General features: G+C 73.0%; 14 protein-coding genes and 1 pseudogene. 6 read left to right on the forward strand and 9 right to left on the reverse strand.

The annotated features are described in order from the left end of the window. The first annotated feature begins 53 nt into the window (after window positions 1–53). The 5 genes from AOK22_RS08145 (at window position 54) to AOK22_RS08165 (ending at window position 5,238) form a co-directional block, all read left to right on the forward strand. A complete protein-coding gene (locus tag AOK22_RS08145) occupies window positions 54–932 on the forward strand; it encodes a Rossmann-like domain-containing protein (protein WP_055697913.1) in 879 nt (292 codons plus the stop codon). Continuing rightward, window positions 929–2,284 (forward strand): MFS transporter, encoded by a 1,356-nt coding sequence (locus AOK22_RS08150; RefSeq protein WP_237773285.1) that lies wholly within the window; start codon window positions 929–931, stop codon window positions 2,282–2,284. Before AOK22_RS08145 ends, AOK22_RS08150 begins: the two co-directional genes overlap by 4 nt. Beyond that, the gene (locus AOK22_RS08155; RefSeq protein WP_079036428.1) at window positions 2,281–3,399 is read left to right on the forward strand and encodes a FecCD family ABC transporter permease; all 1,119 of its coding nucleotides are present in this window, start codon (window positions 2,281–2,283) and stop codon (window positions 3,397–3,399) included. Before AOK22_RS08150 ends, AOK22_RS08155 begins: the two co-directional genes overlap by 4 nt. Before the next feature lies 1 nt (window position 3,400). Beyond that, window positions 3,401–4,174 carry an ABC transporter ATP-binding protein gene (locus AOK22_RS08160; RefSeq protein ID WP_055697914.1) on the forward strand — a complete coding sequence of 258 codons (774 nt, stop codon included), beginning with the start codon at window positions 3,401–3,403 and terminating at the stop codon, window positions 4,172–4,174. 65 nt (window positions 4,175–4,239) lie between these two features. After that, the gene (locus AOK22_RS08165; protein WP_055697915.1) at window positions 4,240–5,238 is read left to right on the forward strand and encodes an ABC transporter substrate-binding protein; all 999 of its coding nucleotides are present in this window, start codon (window positions 4,240–4,242) and stop codon (window positions 5,236–5,238) included. A gap of 75 nt (window positions 5,239–5,313) precedes the next feature. On the opposite strand, the gene AOK22_RS08170 is transcribed toward AOK22_RS08165, so the two are convergent. Beyond that, window positions 5,314–6,732 (reverse strand): tetratricopeptide repeat protein, encoded by a 1,419-nt coding sequence (locus tag AOK22_RS08170; protein WP_055697916.1) that lies wholly within the window; start codon window positions 6,730–6,732, stop codon window positions 5,314–5,316. 254 nt (window positions 6,733–6,986) lie between these two features. Here AOK22_RS08170 and AOK22_RS42565 point away from each other — a divergent pair. Continuing rightward, window positions 6,987–7,159 (forward strand): annotated as a pseudogene (locus AOK22_RS42565) (sugar ABC transporter permease); the annotation flags it as partial. Window positions 7,160–7,213: 54 nt separating this feature from the next. Here AOK22_RS42565 and AOK22_RS08175 read toward each other — a convergent pair. The 8 genes from AOK22_RS08175 to AOK22_RS08210 form a co-directional block, all read right to left on the reverse strand. Then, window positions 7,214–8,041 carry an NAD(P)-dependent oxidoreductase gene (locus AOK22_RS08175; protein ID WP_055697917.1) on the reverse strand — a complete coding sequence of 276 codons (828 nt, stop codon included), beginning with the start codon at window positions 8,039–8,041 and terminating at the stop codon, window positions 7,214–7,216. Next, on the reverse strand, window positions 8,038–8,763 hold the full coding sequence (locus AOK22_RS08180) for a hypothetical protein (RefSeq protein ID WP_055697918.1): 726 nt from the start codon (window positions 8,761–8,763) through the stop codon (window positions 8,038–8,040). Before AOK22_RS08180 ends, AOK22_RS08175 begins: the two co-directional genes overlap by 4 nt. 68 nt (window positions 8,764–8,831) lie before the next feature. Further along, complete coding sequence (locus tag AOK22_RS08185) at window positions 8,832–10,046, reverse strand: ATP-grasp domain-containing protein (protein WP_237773286.1); 1,215 nt, start codon at window positions 10,044–10,046, stop codon at window positions 8,832–8,834. Continuing rightward, window positions 10,043–11,509: a CysS/YqeB C-terminal domain-containing protein gene (locus tag AOK22_RS08190; RefSeq protein ID WP_055697920.1), complete on the reverse strand. Its 1,467-nt coding sequence runs from the start codon at window positions 11,507–11,509 to the stop codon at window positions 10,043–10,045. Before AOK22_RS08190 ends, AOK22_RS08185 begins: the two co-directional genes overlap by 4 nt. Further along, window positions 11,506–13,119, reverse strand: a complete 1,614-nt coding sequence (locus AOK22_RS08195; protein ID WP_055697921.1) for a class I adenylate-forming enzyme family protein — start codon at window positions 13,117–13,119, stop codon at window positions 11,506–11,508. The genes AOK22_RS08190 and AOK22_RS08195 overlap by 4 nt, the downstream gene beginning before the upstream one ends. Beyond that, window positions 13,116–13,388, reverse strand: coding sequence for an acyl carrier protein (locus AOK22_RS08200; protein WP_244164716.1), 273 nt, complete (start codon window positions 13,386–13,388; stop codon window positions 13,116–13,118). Before AOK22_RS08200 ends, AOK22_RS08195 begins: the two co-directional genes overlap by 4 nt. Window positions 13,389–13,393: 5 nt before the next feature. Next, window positions 13,394–15,007: a pyridoxal phosphate-dependent aminotransferase gene (locus AOK22_RS08205; protein ID WP_055697923.1), complete on the reverse strand. Its 1,614-nt coding sequence runs from the start codon at window positions 15,005–15,007 to the stop codon at window positions 13,394–13,396. Further along, window positions 15,004–15,927, reverse strand: coding sequence for a TauD/TfdA family dioxygenase (locus AOK22_RS08210; protein WP_055697924.1), 924 nt, complete (start codon window positions 15,925–15,927; stop codon window positions 15,004–15,006). The genes AOK22_RS08205 and AOK22_RS08210 overlap by 4 nt, the downstream gene beginning before the upstream one ends. Window positions 15,928–16,217 lie beyond the last annotated feature (290 nt).

A 16,217-nucleotide genomic window follows, 5' to 3' on the forward strand; every position in this document is an offset into this window, starting at 1 on the left:
CCCCCTGACCCACCGCCCCGACCCCTTCGAGAAAGCGTCAAGAGAGCATCCACATGTCGCATCCCGCACCCCGCACCGTCGCCGAGCTCACCGACGCCGTCCTGGCGGGCGCGCACGGCCCCGACCCGGCCGGCCTCACCGTCACCAGCGCGTTCTGGCTGTACAACACCACCCGGCTGGCCGGCGGCGACGTCACGTACCACAACCACTATCTGCTGCTCCGCGTCGGCGACTCCTTCGGCGCCTGCTCGTTCGAGGCGGGTGAACTCGCCCCGGACTTCTGCGAGAACGCCTCGGGGCAGCCCCTGGACAAGCTCCTGCGCGACGAGTCGGCGCCCGTGCGGACCGCCGCGCTCGACGCCTATCTCGCCCGGGTGCGCCCGCACCGCGACGCCGACGACGCCGAGCGCGTCCTGCTGCCCGCCGGGACGCCCGAGGTCCGCGCCGAGGCCAGGGACGCCGCCATCGCCGGCCTGCTGGACCTCGCGCCCGGCGCGCGGGTCGCCCTGATCGGCGTGGTCAACCCGCTCGTCGCGGCGATACGGGAGCGGGGCGGCGTCTGCCTGCCCTGCGACCTGAACCTGCGCACGACCGCGTGGGGCGACCCCGTCACCGACGACATGACCGAGGTCCTCGCGCGGGCGGACGCGGTGGTCGCCACCGGCATGACGCTCAGCAACGGCACCTTCGACCTGATCCTGCGGCACTGCGTCGAGCACGGGGTGCCCCTGACCGTCTACGCCCAGAGCGGCAGCGCCGTCGCCCGCGCCTTCCTCGGTGCGGGCGTCACCGGCCTGAACGCGGAGCCGTTCACGTTCTCGCAGTTCAGCGCCGACGTCACCCCGATGTACCGCTACCGCGCCCCGCGCGCCGACGAGGCCGCGCCGCTCGTGGACGGATCCGCCACGCCCGTCGACGGAGCCGCCGCGTGAGCGTCGACGCCACCAAGGACAACGCGCCCGCCGCGGCCGAGGAGCCCCTGCCGGGCGACCTGCGGATGGCCCGCGCGCTGTGGCCCGTGCTGCTCGCCTCGGCGGTCGGCCTGCTGCCCTTCACCGTCTTCAGCACCTACCTCGTGCCCATCGCCGACGAGGCGGGCAGCGGCGTCGCCGCGATGGGCGGGCTGCGCGGGCTCGGCGGCCTGGCCGCCCTCCTGGTGGGCACCGCGCTGGCGCCGCTCATCGACCGGGTGCCCAGGGAGTGGGCGGCGGCGGGCGCGCTCGTGGCGCTCGGCGCGTCGGCCGCGCTCGGCGCCGGCGGCAACTTCGTCCTGCTCGCCGTGTTCTGCCTGCTCGTCGGCGCCGCCACGGCCGTCCTCAATCCGGCGCTGACCGCCGCGGCCGCCGACCGCTTCGGCACGGGCAGGGCGGCCGGGCGCGCGGCGACGCTGGTCACGGCCGTCCAGTCCATGACCGCGATGCTCGCCGCGCCGGTCATCGCGCTGCCCGCGCTGTTCTGGGGCTGGCAGGGCGACCTGCTCGCCGTGACCGCCGTGTCGCTGCTGCTCGCCGCCGTGTTCGTCGCGCGCGGCAGGCACGCGGGCGGCGCACGGACGGCGGGCACCGGCGAACGCCTCGGCTACATCGCCTCGTTCAGGGCGCTCGGGGCGGTGCGCGGTGCCGTGCCGCTGCTCCTGATCGCGCTCCTGCGCACCGCCGTGTTCATGGGCTACCTCTCGTATCTGGCGGCGTTCTACGAGGAGCGGTTCGACCTGGACGCCGGTCTGTTCGCGTTCGTGTGGACGCTGAGCGGGGCGTCGTTCTTCGTCAGCAACCTCCTCACCGGACGGCTCACCAACGCGGACGAGCCGCGCGTCGGGACCGAACGGCTGCTCACCATCGGCCTGTTGGCGGCGCTCGTCTCCGTCGTCGGCTTCTACTTCACGCACTGGCTGCCGCTCGCCCTCGCGCTGACCTCGCTGCACGCCGCGAGCCACGCCGTCGTCGCGGCCTGCGTGGTGAGCCTCATCGTGCGGCGCTGCGGACCCGGGCTGCGCGGCTCGGCGCTGAGCGTCAACGCCGCCGGCATGAGCCTCGGCGTGTTCGTCGGCGCGGCGCTCGGCGGCGCGGGTCTGGGGCTCGCCGGGTACCCGGGCGTGGCGGCCGTGTTCGGCGCGCTCGTCGTCGGCGCGGTGGTGGCCGCGGTGCTCGTGCTGCGGGCGGGGCCGGTGCGGGACGAGGGCGAACGGGACGATGCCGTACGGGACGACGCGGAACCGGAAGCGGCGGCACCGGACAAGGCGGTCCGGGACAAGGCCGGACCGGACCAGGCGGATCCCTCATGAGCGCGACCGCCGAGGCGCCCGCCGGGTCCGCCGAGCCCGTCGAAGAGGCCACCCCCGCCGGCGTACGCGAACGCCTCGCGTCCCCCAGGGCCCTCGTCCTGACCTGCGTCGCTCTCTTCGTGCTGCTGCTCGTCTCCGTCGTCGTGGCGATCGGGCTCGGCGCGGCGGTGGTCCCGCCGGGCGAGACCGCCCGCTATCTGTGGGCGGCGCTCACCGGCGGGCGCATCGGTGCCGACGAGACGACGACGTACCAGATCATCTGGCAGATCCGCACCCCGCGCGTGCTCCTCGCCGCGCTGGTGGGCGCCGGTCTCAGCGCCGTCGGCGTGGCCATCCAGGCGATGGTGCGCAACGCGCTCGCCGACCCCTTCGTCCTGGGCGTCTCGTCCGGGGCCTCGGTGGGCGCGGTCGGCGTGACCGTCTCCGGCGGGCTGGCCGCGCTCGGGATCTACGCGGTGTCCGCGGGCGCGTTCCTGGGTGCGCTCGTCGCCTCCTTCCTCGTGTACGTCGCCGCGTCGACCCGGGGCGCCCTGTCGCCGCTGCGGCTCGTGCTGACGGGCGTGGCCATGTCCCTCGGCTTCCAGGCCGTGATGAGCGTGATCATCTATTTCGCGCCGGACAGCGAGGCGACCGCCATGGTCCTGTACTGGACCATGGGCAGCTTCGGCGCGGCCTCCTGGGACACCCTGCCCGTCGTCTCGGCGGTCGTCCTGACCGGCCTCGTCGTCCTGCACCGCCATGGCCGCGCCCTGGACGTCCTCGCGCTCGGCGACGAGACCGCCGCGTCCCTGGGCGTCAGCCCGGACCGGCAGCGCAGGCGGCTGCTCGTCGTGGTCTCGCTGATCACCGGCGCGATGGTGGCGGTCAGCGGCGCCATCAGCTTCGTCGGCCTGGTCATGCCGCACCTGGTGCGGATGGTCGTGGGCGCCACGCACGCCCGGGTCCTCGCGCTCGCCCCGCTGGTCGGCGCGGTCTTCATGGTCTGGGTGGATCTGCTGTCCCGGACGGCCGCCGCGCCGCGCGAGCTGCCGCTGGGCGTCATCACCGCGCTCGTCGGCGTTCCGGTGTTCATCGCGCTGATGCGGCGCAAGAGCCATGTGTTCGGGGGGCGTTGAGATGGAACTCCGCATGACGGGGCTCTCGTACGTCACCGACGGGCGCAGCCTGGTGCGCGATCTGTCGCTCGACGTCGGCAGCGGCCGGGTCGTGGGCCTGGTGGGGCCGAACGGCAGCGGCAAGTCGACCGCCCTCAAGTGCGTGTACGGAGCGCTGCGGCCCACCCGCGGCACCGTCCGCGTCGGCGAGGACGACCTGTCACGGCTTCCGCCGCGGCACGCCGCCCGGCTCGTCGCCGCGATGACCCAGGACGGCTCCGTCGACCTGGACTTCACCGTGGAGGAGGTCGTCGCGCTCGGCCGGGCGCCCCATCTGCGGGGCAACCAGGCGCTGGACGCCCGCGAACGGCGGCTGTGCGAGGAGGCGATGGAGCGCCTCGGCATCCGGCACCTCGCCCGGCGCGGCGTCCTCACCCTCTCCGGGGGCGAACGCCAGCGCGTCCTGCTCGCCCGCGCCCTCGTCCAGGAGCCGCGGATCCTGGTCCTCGACGAGCCGACCAACCACCTCGACGTACGCCATCAGGTGGCGCTGCTCTCGCGGTTGCGGACCGCCGGGCTCACCGTCCTGGTCGTCCTGCACGACCTCAACCTCGCGGCGGCCGCCTGCGACCGCATCGGCGTCCTGAGCCGGGGCCGCCTGGTCGCCTCGGGCACGCCCGCGGAGGTCCTCACCGAGGAACTGGTCGCCGACGTGTTCGGCGTGCGGGCCAGCGTCGTCACGCATCCGCTGACGGGCGATCCGCAGCTGCTGTACGCGCTCGACTCCTCCCTCTGACCTCACACCCCCTCCGGTCTCACACCTCTCTGATCTCACACCTCCTGCGAAAGGCGCCGACTGACATGTCCCCCAAACGATCCCTCGCCCTGGGCTCCGCGCTCGCGGGCACACTCCTCCTCGCCGGCTGCGGCGCGGAGGTCGGCCGGAGCGACGACAAGGCCGCCTCCGCGACGGTCACCGTCAAGCGGTGCGGCGAGGACGTGCCGTACAAGGTGCCGCGGCGCGCGGTCGCCTACGAGGGCGGCAGCGCCGACAAGCTGTTCAGCCTCGGCCTGACCGAGCACGTGCACGGGTACGTGATGCCGCCCGCCAACCCGCCCGTGAGCGAGTCCCCTTGGGCGTCGGAGTACGCCAAGGTGAAGATGCTCGGCGACGACCTGCTCAACAAGGAACTGGTCGTCGAGGCCAAGTCCGACTTCGTCGTCGCGGGCTGGAACTCCGGCTTCAGCGACCAGCGCGGCATCACCCCGAAGATCCTGGACAAGCTCGGCATCCAGAGCTTCATGCACACCGAGAGCTGCTTCAACTACCCCGGACACCCGGAGAAGGTCACGCCGTTCAAGGCGCTCTACAGCGACCTGGAGCGCCTCGGGAAGATCTTCCGCGTCGAGAAGAAGGCCGAGGAGGTCATCGGCGGCCTGAAGAAGCGGGTGGCGGCCGTGGAGGCGAAGGCGCCCAAGAGCGGAGCGCGCGTGCCGGTCTTCCTCTACGACTCCGGCACGGACCAGCCGTTCACCGCCGGCAGCCAGGTCCCGCCCAACGACATCATCAAGAGCGCGGGCGGCCGGAACGTCTTCGACGGGCTCGACGAGCGCTGGACGCAGGTGACCTGGGAGGCCGTGACCAAGGCCGAGCCCGAGGTCGTCATCATCCTCGACTACGGCGACCAGCCCGCGAAGAAGAAGATCGAGTTCCTGAAGAAGTCCCCGCACACGAGGGAGCTGCCCGCCGTCAAGAAGAACAACTTCTTCGTCCTCGACTACAACGAGGGCATCAGCGGGCCGCGCAACATCGACGGCCTGGAGAAGTTCGGCACGTACCTGAGGGAGCTGAAGCGTTAGCCTCCCTCAGCCCTGCCCTGCTCTGCCCAGCCCGGCCCGGCAGCCCTGCCCTCGCACCCGCCCGGGGGGCTCGCCTCAGCCCTTGAGGGCCGCCGCGCCCTCGGCCGCCTGGCCGGCCGCCGTGGCGCGGGCCGCGGCGGCCTGGGCGCCCTGCCCCAGCTCGTCGGCGAGCCGCGCCTGGGCCAGCCAGTTGTAGGGGCAGACCGGGCGCAGATTGATGCGCTCGCTCAACAGCGTGCGGGCCAGTTCGTGGCGGCCCGCGCGCAGGGCGGCCTCCAGGAGGGTCTTGTGCACGGCGTCGCGCTGGGCGTGGCTCCCGCCGTACGCGCCCAGGCGGTGCCGCACGGGGAGCAGCAGGTCCACGGCCTGATCGTGGCGCTCCTGCCCGTAGGCGATCAGCGCGCGGCACACGGGCAGGCCGACGTCCGCGGTCATGGCGCGGTTGGAGAGGCCGCGCCCGCCGCGCGCGACGTACGCCTCGCGCTCACGCACCAGGCGTTCGGCGTCGGCGATGCGGCCCGCGCCGACGTACGCCATGACCGCGTGCACGTCGTTGAAGGCGTAGTACGCGCCGTCGTGACGGGCGGCCCAGGCGTCGGCGAGCCGCTGCCACCGCTCGCCGACGTCCTGTCCCGCCAGGTGCAGCCGCCACAACAGGGCGGCTGCGTCGAGGAGTTCCATGGCCGCGCCCGTCGAGCCCGCGTGGTGCAGGGCCGCGTCGTAGATCTCCAGGACGCGGGGGACGTCGCCGGCCTCCAGGGCGTAGAGGCAGTAGTGCCACCAGTTGTGCACGTTGAGGTAGTTGCCGGTCGCCCAGGCGTCGGAGCGGGCGTCGAGATAGCGGATGCCGTCGGCGAACTGCCCCTGCATCTCGTAGGTGTGCACCACCGCGTGGATGGCCCACACGTCGCGCGGCCGGCGCTCGACGGCCTCGAACCCCGTCTCGCGGGCCTTGTCGTAGTGACCGGCCTCCTCCAGGCCGAAGGCGTACATGCCCAGGAGCGGGCCGTAGTGCGGATCGGCGTCGTCCCAGGCGGAGAGCGTGCCGCCGACGCGGTCGCGCAGCCGCGGGGCGTCGCCCGTGAAGAAGTCGATCTGGTGGCCGACGGCCAGGGCGAGGACGTCGCGCGGGTACTCCACGGTGATCTCGCCGAGCACGCGGCCCGCCTGGTGGATGTCGCCGCCCAGCCAGGCGGTGGCGGCGGCGACGTGCATGCGCTCGCGCGGTGTCATCTCCGCGCGGCGCACCTGTTCCTTGAAGTGCTCGAAGGTGTCGCGGGCGTCGGCGGCGTCCTTCTGCTCCGTGCCGAGCAGGCCGAGGTGGGCGGCGAGGACGTTGCCCATGACGGAGCGGGGCGCCGCGGCGAGCAACTGCCGTGACGCGTCGGCCACTTCGGCGCGGAAGAACAGCAGGTGGTCCAGCGCCTGCTCGTAGTGGCCGACGGCCTCGGCGCCGGTGTGCGACATCGGGTGACCGTGCCGGTCGCCTGCCATGATCGGCTCCTTCCGCGGGGACGCGCCGAGAGACCCGGCCGCCGGGTGGGGCGGCTCTCTCGGCGGGACAGGACCCAATCCTGCCCGCCGTGACGTCACTTGACGCACCGTGACCGGCACGGAGGGCGACCCACACACGGCCCTCGGCGTCGACGGTGGGCCCGTCGGGGAAGCCCGCGCCTTCCTCGATTCGCCCGAACGGGCTTCTGTTCGCGACGTGTTGACCGTCGTGGTCCCTCACCCCCTTCCCGGACGGAGGCGTCGCCACGGTGCTGGGCACCGTGATCGGCGGCCCGGCCCTCGGCGTCCTCGACAACGGCATGTCCCTGGTCGGCGTCGGCACGGGCACCAGCAGGTCATCAAGAGCCTCGTGCCGCCGGCGGCGGTCGGCTTCGACGCGTGGAACAAGCGGAGGGCCGGCAGATGAGGCCGGCCGCCGCCCCGGGACGCGGGGCGGCGGCCGGGAAGCGCGGCGGTCCGGCTAGCGGGGGCCCGCCGGCCGCTTCGCGAGCCGGGTGAAGTTGTCCTCGCCGTACCCGGCGTCCACGAGAGCAGCCAGGCGCTCCTGGACCAGGGACGCGACCGGCAGGTCGGGCGCGAGGCCCAGCGCGTTGCCGATGTCCTTCCGTGCCAGTCGTGCGCTGAACCGGCGCGGATGGACGTCGTCCAGCATCTGCCGGCCGAACCGCTCCAGCATGCGGCTCGCCCCCGACGACACCGCCAGCGCGTCCAGGACCGTCGCGGGCGCCAGGCCCGTCTGCCGTGCGAGTTCGAAGCCTTCGCCGAGGACCAGCACGTTGCCCAGGTGGATGATCTGGTTGACCAGCTTCATCGCCTGCCCCTGGCCGATGCCGCCGGTCCAGAAGAGGTGGCCGCAGATGTTCTCGACGAACGCGCGCACGTCCTCGTCGAGTTCCCCTTCGCGGGCGCCCAGGTAGCCGGTCAGGCGGCCGTCGCGGGCGAGTTCCGGGCTCCCCGACACCGGGCAGTCCACGTATCCGATCCCTCGCTCGCCCAGCAGTCCGGCCGCTTCCTTCGCCGCCCGGGGATCGTGCGAGGAGAAGTCCACGACGAAGGCCGCGGTGCCGAGGCCCCGGACGACGTCCAGGACTTCGGTGGCGGACGGCAGGCACAGGGCCACGATCGGCGTGCCCCGCCCGTCGGCCGTGGCCTCCAGGCCGCCGCCCGCGACCAGTTCGCCGACCCGGCCGCGCTCATTGCCCGCGCGGACCGTGTACCCGGACCCGACGGAACGGGAAGCCATCGGCAGCCCGAAGGCACCCAGTCCGTACCACTCGACGATCTTCATCGACGTGCTTCACCGCCGCAGTCCTCCACCGAGGGGAAGGAGTCGGAGAGGAAGACCGTCTGCGCCATCATGCGCAGCCCGGACATCTTCTCCCGGAACGCCTCGATGGTCTCCTCGGGGTGGATCGTGTCGATCACCGCGTTCTCCCCGAAGGCGTTGAACTGGTGCGCGGTGCCGCGGGGTATCTGCATGTCCACGATCGAGGATTCCGGTACCCGGAAGCTGTGGCTCTCGCGCGTGCTGCCCGGCATCGGCTCGCGCTCGACGTCCAGCTTGAAGGGGGTGACGCCCTCGACGTACGTGTAGTGGAAGGGCGAGAGCGTGGACACGCGGATGGTGGTGTCCTCGCCGGTGATCAGCCGCACCATGCGGGCGCCCGTGTGGTAGTGCATCCGCGAACAGGAGCCCCGTTCACCGACGTTGAAGAGGTCCATACAGTAACGGCTCGCCGCGTAGCCGTCGGCCGGTTTGGCCAGCATGTAGACGAGGCCCTCCTCGAAGTGCTGGGCCCGGACCACGCCGTCGTCGTCGGGGGTCAGCGCGGCCTGCGCGGCGTGCCCGTCCCGGACGACCTTCGCCATCGCGTGCACCAGCGCGTTCGCCGCGACGGCCGGCAGTGACGCGACCGGCGTGACGATGCAGGTGCCCGCATCCTCGAACCGGTCGACGTCGTGGACCTCGTTCTCGTCGTCAGGGTTGATCTTCAGAGCGCCGGAAGCCATTGCGTGTCCATTCTGTTCTGTGCGGTATTCACGTCGGTGGGTTGCGGCCCCGAGGACGGGGCCGCCGGTCACAGCGCCTCTCCCTCGACCACGACGGCCGCGTCGAGCTCGGCGCGGCGGGCGAAGCACTCCGCCCGGTCCGCTCCGGTGATCACCGCGTAACCGACCCGGGAGCGGAAGCCGTTCGGCGGGAGCCGGATCTCTCGGCCCTCCGGCACGATCGCCTCGAACCGCTCAAGCCACGGGAACCGGCCGGGGTCCCCGTCGAGGCGCAGCCTGCGGAACGTCATGTCGTGGGGCGGGCAGATCATGTGGATGGTGGCCGCCCCGGTGCGGTCCCGCACGATCCGCGGTTCCCGTCCGACGGCGATCTCGGCCGCGGCCGTGGCCAGGTCGACGCCGGTGGCCAGCAGGCCGAGCTGGGGGATGCGGTCGCCGCCGAGGCGGACGTTGATCTCGATCATGCGCGGGCCCCGGCTGGTCAGGCGGAACTCGGCGTGGGTGGCCAGGTTGTCCAGACCGGCGGCCCGGTGCGCCTCCCGGACCAGGCGCAGGGCGTCGTCCATGTCCGGGTGCGGGGCGGCCGGCACGGTGTGGCCGACCTCCTCGAAGTAGGGCGCGGGCCCCAGGACCTTGTCCGACACGGACAGGGTGTGGGTGACGCCCTGCCAGGTGAGGCAGTCGACGCCGTACTCCGGCCCGTCCAGGTACTCCTCGATCAGGAGCCCGGACGGCCCGCCGAGATAGCTGTAGCGGGCCCGGGTGCCGGCCGCCATGGCGTACCCGGCACGCAGTTCGTCCTTGTCGTCGGCCCGTACGACTCCGATGCTGCCGCCCAGGTCGCGGGGTTTGAGCACCACGGGGTAGCCGATGTCCTCGGCCGCGGCGAGCGCCTCCTGCTCGTCGTGCACGATCGCGTGGCGCACCGGGCCGAGGCCCGCGGCGTCGAGGTGGGCCCGCAGGCCCGCCTTGTCCTTGCACAGCCGCACGGCGTCGGGCGCGGGGGTGGGCAGGCCCAGTTCGTCGGCCAGGTCCGCCACCGGTTCGACCAGGGCGTCGTCGTAGGTGATGAGCCCGTCGGGCGCCTCCTCGCGCGCGATCCTGGCGACGGCGGCCGCGTCGTAGGGGTCGGCCTGGTGGAACCCGCTGAGGTAGGGGCGCTGCCAGGACAGGTCCCGGTCGTCGATCAGGATCAGGTCCACGACCGCGCTCATGTCGGCGAGGATGTACTCGCGGAACGGCCGCCCGGTGCTGGCGACCATCATCAGGCGTTTTCTGGTCATGGGCGGGCCTCGCTCTCCGCCGGGGCGGGGACGCCCCGGCTCAGGGTCCAGTCGGATCGGTCGCCCGCGTCGGTGACCGCGACGCCGATGCGGGACAGCTGTGCGCGGATCGCGTCGGCGCGCTGCCAGTCCCGGCGGGCGCGTGCGGCGGCGCGCGCGGCGACGAGTTCCTCGACGGCGCGGCGCTGCGCGAGGGGCAGTTCACCGGTGCGCAGGGCGAGTTCACCGGGGTCGAGCGTCGTCAGACGCAGTCCGAGGAGGGCGTCGGCGGACGCGAGGACGACGCCCAGGCCGCGGTCGGTGAGGTCCGGGGCGCGGACCGCCTCCTGGAGCTCGGTCAGCACCTGGGCCGTGTTGAGGTCGGCGCACATGGCGGCGTCCATGCGGTCCAGCGCGCGGAGCGCGGCCGTGTCGTCGGGCGGCAGCAGCAGCCTGGCCTGCTCGTACGTCACGACGTCCGGCACGGGAACCGCGGGTCCGCGACGGGACAGCAGGCGGCGCAGCGTCGCCTGGGCGCCGGCCACGCCGGCCCGGGTGTAGGCCAGGTCGCGGCGGTAGTGGCCGCGCAGCAGCAGGAGACGGAACGCCATGGGGTGCAGGCCCGCTGCCGTCAGGTCGGCCACGTGGGGTGCCGTGCCCCGGGTCATGGGCCGGTCGTCGTGGGTCAGCGCGCCGTGGTGGAGCCAGTGCCCCACCCAGGGGCGTCCGTCGGCGAGGCAGGCCTCGCTCTGCGCGATCTCGTTGACGTGGTGGAGGGCGCGGTGGTGCCGGCCGCCCGTGTGGAGGTCGAAGTGCGCGCCCAGCAGCGCCGTGCTCGTGGCGCTGCACGGCAGGTGGCTGCCCGGCAGGCCGCGCCCCCAGGGCGAGTCCCAGGTCCTCGCCGTGTCCCGCGGGTCGTCCCCGGGGCCGGTCAGCCGCCACAGCGCGAAGTCGCTCGGGTTGCGCCTGCCGGGCACGCTCTCCGCGCTGGCTCCGTCGCGCTGGCCCTCCAGGTGCATCCGGGCGATGGCTCCGTAGCCCGCCGAGCGGGACGTGTCGAAGTACAGGCCCGAGCCGAGCCGGTACGCGTGACCGGTGCGCTCCAGCTCGCGTGCCATGCCGATCATCTCGTCGACGTACTCCGAGGCCCGCGGGTAGTGGTCGGCGGGCAGGACGTTCAGGGCCGCGAGGCCGTCGTGGAACTCCTTGACGTGGAGCTCGGGGTCGACGTCGTCGGGCACCCGGGCCCGGACCACATCGGTGATCATCACGGCGTGCCGGACGGGGAACCCCTTCCAGCGCAGGGCCCGGCGCAGCAGGTCCACGCAGACGTAGCCGCGCAGGATGCCCAGGTGGGGTGAGGCGAAGGCGATCGGTCCGCAGCTGTAGAGACCCACCTCGCCCCCGGCGCTCCCCGACGGGCGGAACGCCTCGACACCGCGGTGCAGGGAGTTGCGCAGGCGCAGCGGCGCGCCCGTGCTCACGGCCGCTCTCCCCGGTCGGGGTCCGCCAGGTCGGCGAGGCGCCGCCGGATGATCTTCCCGGTGCTCGTCCGCGGGATCCGGTCGGCGAAGACGAGCCGCCTCGGCAGCGCGTTGGCGGAGAAGGCGCCCTTCAGGTGCCGGTGCACCTCGTCCGCCGAGCCCTGGGGCGCCACCACGATCGCGGTGACGGCCTCTCCGTCGACGCTGTGGGGGACGGTGACGCAGGCCGCGTCGTGGACGCCGTCGAGCCGCACCAGGACGCGCTCCATCTCCTCCAGGGACACCGCCTCGCCGCGCACCTTGGCGATGTTCTTGGTCCGTCCGGTGATGACGATGAGGTTGCCGGGACTCTCCGGGGACGCGACCTCGTACCCGAGGTCCCCTGAGCGGAACCAGCCGTCCAGGAAGGCCTCTTCGGTGGCTTCGGGGTTCCCCGCGTACCGCGACATCACGTTGTGTCCGCGCATCCGGATCTCGCCGGTCTCGCCGGGCTCCGCGCGGGCGCCGGAGTCGGTGAACACCGCGACCTCGTTGCCGTACACGGCGGTTCCGATGGAGGGGATGTCCGTGTCGAGCATGAGACGCCGGTACTCCCCCTCCGAGAGGTCGATCGGCAGGGTGGTGGAGAAGTTGGTCGTCTCGGTCAGCCCGTAGCCCTGGACGATCCGGGCGCCGAAGGCGCGCCGCACCCCGGCGCTCGTCTGCGCGGACAGCGGGGCGGCGGCGGTGAGGAAGTACCCGAAGTCGGAGGGGAGTTCGGGGTCGCGCCAGGTCTGCAGCAGGGAGTTGAGCACGCTGGGCACCGTGCTGGCGATCCGCGGCCGGAACCGCTCGATCAGGCCCGGGTACCCGAAGGGGCCGAACCTGGCGGCCAGCACGGTGTGGGCGCCGGAGAAGAGCGGGGAGAGCAGCGTCGTGTGGACGCCGTTCGCGTGGTGGATCGGCAGGAAGCCCAGGATGCGCTCGCCGGGGCGGACCCGGTGGTGGCGCAGGAACGCCTCGGCGTTGGCGGCGGCGTTGCGATGGGTCTGCGCCACGATCTTCGACGCCGCCGTGGAACCCGACGTGCCGAAGTACAGCGCGTCGGAATCGGGCAGGACCTCGGCGAGGCGGCTCGTGTCCGTGTCGTCCGGCAGCAGGTGCGGGTCCGGCACGGTGACGGCGCCCGGCAGGGGATCCCGCTCGCGCAGGACGGCAGGCGGGCACAGCACCGCGACCGCCGACTGGCCGTCGCTCTGCTGGAGCGCGCGCTCGGCCGGGTCGTCGGGGTTGAGCAGGAGGCACGCGGCGCCGGTGCGCAGGACGCCGAAGAGCGTGGCGATCGACACCGGCTCGTTGAGGGGCATGAGGGCCACGACGTCGCCGGGCGCGACGGCGTGCTCGTCCCGGAGCCACCCGGCCACCCGGGCGCTCCATGTGTCGAGCAGCCGGAAGGTCAGCGTGGTCTCCGTGCCGTCGTCGGCGACGGCGGTCAGGTAGGGCGCGTCCGGCATGTCGTGGACGCGGGCCGTCAGCGCGGCGAGCACCGTGGGGTGCCGGCCGATGTCCCGCGTCGGGGGGATGCCCAGGTACGTGTGGACGGCCGTGTGGGCCGGTGCGGTGCCCGTCATGAGGGGTCCCGGGGCGGGAGTGCGTCCGTGGGGACGTCGGTGAGCCCGCGGACGGCCGTGGCCAGCGTGCGCACCGAGGTGAAGGTGTCGGCGGTGATGAGGTCGGCGGGGAAGCGGACCCCGAAGGCCTGCTCGATGTCGACGATCAGGGCGGCGATCGTCAGCGAGTCCACGCCGCGGTCGGTCAGCGGGGTGTCGGGGTCCGCCGGGGCCGCGGCGGACCCCGCCTTGGCCTGCCCGGTGACCAGGTCCTCGACTGTCTGCGTCACGTCTTTCATCGGTGTGCTTTCTTCCTCTGCGAGGCGGTCGTACGGAGGGTGTGCCGGATGCGGTGCTGACGGTCCGCGAGGCGGTCGAGCGCGACGGAGAGCTCCTCCCAGCGGCGGGCGCTGGTGATCCGCACGGAGCCGCCGGACAGGCAGAAGGTCAGCAGGCCGGGGAAGACGGACACACCGGTCTCCCTGAGCAGGTCCCGGAAGCAGAGGTAGGAGTCCTCGTAGTCGTCGAAGCTCAGGGCCAGGTTGATGGAGTTCTCGGCCGGCATCACGGTGATGCCCGGCAGGTCGAGCCCGCCGGTCACGGCGTCGCGCAGCGTCATCAGGGACTCCTGCCGGGCCAGCCGGTCGGAGCGGTAGGCGTGGAACGCGGCGGCGAGGGCGCGCGGCCGGATGCCGTAGTGCGGCTCGAACTCCGCGGCGTGCTCGGCGCCCGCTTCCTCGACTCCCGTGACCAGCCAGCGCTCCATGCGCGCCAGCACCTCGACCAGGGTGTACGAGAACGACGGCGGGCCGCCGAAGGTCGTGGACGCGTACTCGTAGTACTCGTCGACGAAGGCGCTGTCGGCGATGATCCAGCCCGCCTTGATGCCGGGCGCGGACCAGTTCTTCGACAGGCTGCTCACGCGGACCACGTGGGGCGCCGCGCGCAGGGCGGAGAGGGCGTTGGCGCGGCCGAGCCACTCGTGGCACTCGTCGAGCACGATGACCGTGCGCGGGGAGGCGGCCTTGATCAGTTCCTCGAGTTCCTCCTCGGGAACCAGCGCGCCCGTGGGGTTCGCCGCGGTCTGCAGCAGCACCAGCGGGGTGTCCGGGCGCAGTTGGTCGATCAGCGGCCGCAGCGACGACGTGCCGTCCCGGGCGGGCAGGGGCACCAGGCGTACGTCGGTCCGCCGGGCCACCGACTCCACGAGCGGCGGGTAGTTCGGCAGGGCGCACAGGGCGGGCGCGGTGGTGGTGCCGCGCGGCAGCAGGAAGTCGGCGAGGCTGCTGATGGCGAAGGTCGCTCCCATCGTCAGGGCGACGTTGGCCGCTCCGTACGCGGGAACACCGAGCCGTGCCGACTCGTACGCCGCGACCGCCTCGCGCGACGCCTCCCGGCCGCGGGAGTCGGAGTAGCCGTACCAGTCCCGCCGCAGCGCGTAGCTGACGCACTCCTTGAGGACGCCGGGCAGCCCCCACGCCTCCTCGTCCACGGCGCCGCCGGAGAGGATCACCTCGGCGGTGGGCCGCAGCTCGCCGTAGAGGTCGTCGCGGAAGTAGTAGTTGAACATCTCCTTGACGAAGCGGACGGTGGCCCGCGAGGTGAGCACCCCGTCGGTGTCGAACTCGCGGCGCACCCGTGACTCCCGCCAGCCGCGCGCGAGTTCGTGCCGTGTGCTGTGCCGGCCGAGCTCGGACTCCATGCGGCCGAGGTACAGGTCGCGGAGTTCCATGGGGTTCTCGGGGTCGGCGGCCCGCCGGAAGATCTCGGTCAGGCGGTCGTCCGGGGAGGGGTCCATGAGCACCCCCGCGGAACGCGGGACCGTGCTCGCCCTGCGGGCGGCCTCCTCCGGCAGTGCGAGGGGCGCGCCGGTGACGATGCCCGAGAACAGCCCCGTTTCCGTGGTCACCGCTCCCCCTCGGGCCGGGTCGCCCTGATCCGCAGCCGCTTCAAGTGGCGCTGTGATCCGGTCTGTTGGGCGGTTGTGTCCGCCGCGGCCGACACAACGGCTGTGCCTGCCGTGCGGCCGTGGAAGAAGTACGTGTTGTCGATGACGGCGACGGTGCCGCGCGCCCAGTGGACGGCGGCGGCCGTCTCCGGCGCGTACATGGCCGCGAGCAGGGCGCGGAAGGCGTCGTTCACCTCGGCGGCGGTGCCGTCGTCGGTGTCGCTCTCCCAGTGCAGGGGCGCGGCGTCGAAGTCGCGGAAGGAGAAGACGGGCCGGCCGCCCGCCTCGCGCAGCACGGTGGGCACGGGATGGTCGCTGCGGTAGCGGGTGACGCGCAGGAGGGCGCGTTGGGCCGGGGTGAGCGCCTCGTGCACGGCGGCCATGGGCACCAGCACGGTCTGCGCCGGGGTGTGCTCGGCGCCGTCCGCGTGACCGGCGGGCCGCCCGGGGTCGCAGCACATCAGCGCGATGTGCCGGGGCTGTTCCGCGACCGCCCGGCCGCTGCCCTCCGAATGGAGCGTCAGCGGGCCCTCCGCGAAGGGCTGCAGGGACACGTCGTCGGTCCGGGAGTGGACCGCCGACAGGTTGAGCAGGACCTGCTGGGCGGTGTGGGCCCGCACCGCGGGGTCCGTCTCCGGTATCAACTCCCCCAGCCCGTCGCCGAAGGCGATGAAGCCGTCATCGTCCAGGGGGGTGTCCAGGACGCCCAGGAACAGCCCGTGCGCGGCCAGTTGGCCGGCCGATGCCTCGGCGAGGCCGCCGGGCCGCACCCGGGGCACCGCCGCGCGCGGCGCGGGAAGTCGCCGGCCGCTGTCCAGCAATGCGCCGCGCAGGGCGACGTGCGGATCCGAGTCCCGTTCGACAAAGGTGCCTCGCACCATCACTCCAGGTTCCCGCCGTGCACCAGGACGGCTTCGCGCGCGAGCGCGCCGAGATCCCGGATGCCACTACAGACGTAATCAAAGAATTCCCTGTCGTTCAGGGAGTCCGAGCGCGTCATAAAGAAATTTCTCCATGCATCGATAATTCGATCCCTGGTCGGAACGATGGGGAAGCCTAGAGATTGCCGCGCAACGGTGGCAACCGTCGCCCGATGTTCGCTCGAACAGCCGGAAGTGCCGACCGTGTGGACTCAAACGAGCGGTGTGCCATAGCGTTCGGTGCGGAACCT

Origin of the sequence: Streptomyces silaceus (assembly GCF_001419745.1) — a bacterium.
Lineage (GTDB): Bacteria > Actinomycetota > Actinomycetes > Streptomycetales > Streptomycetaceae > Streptomyces > Streptomyces silaceus.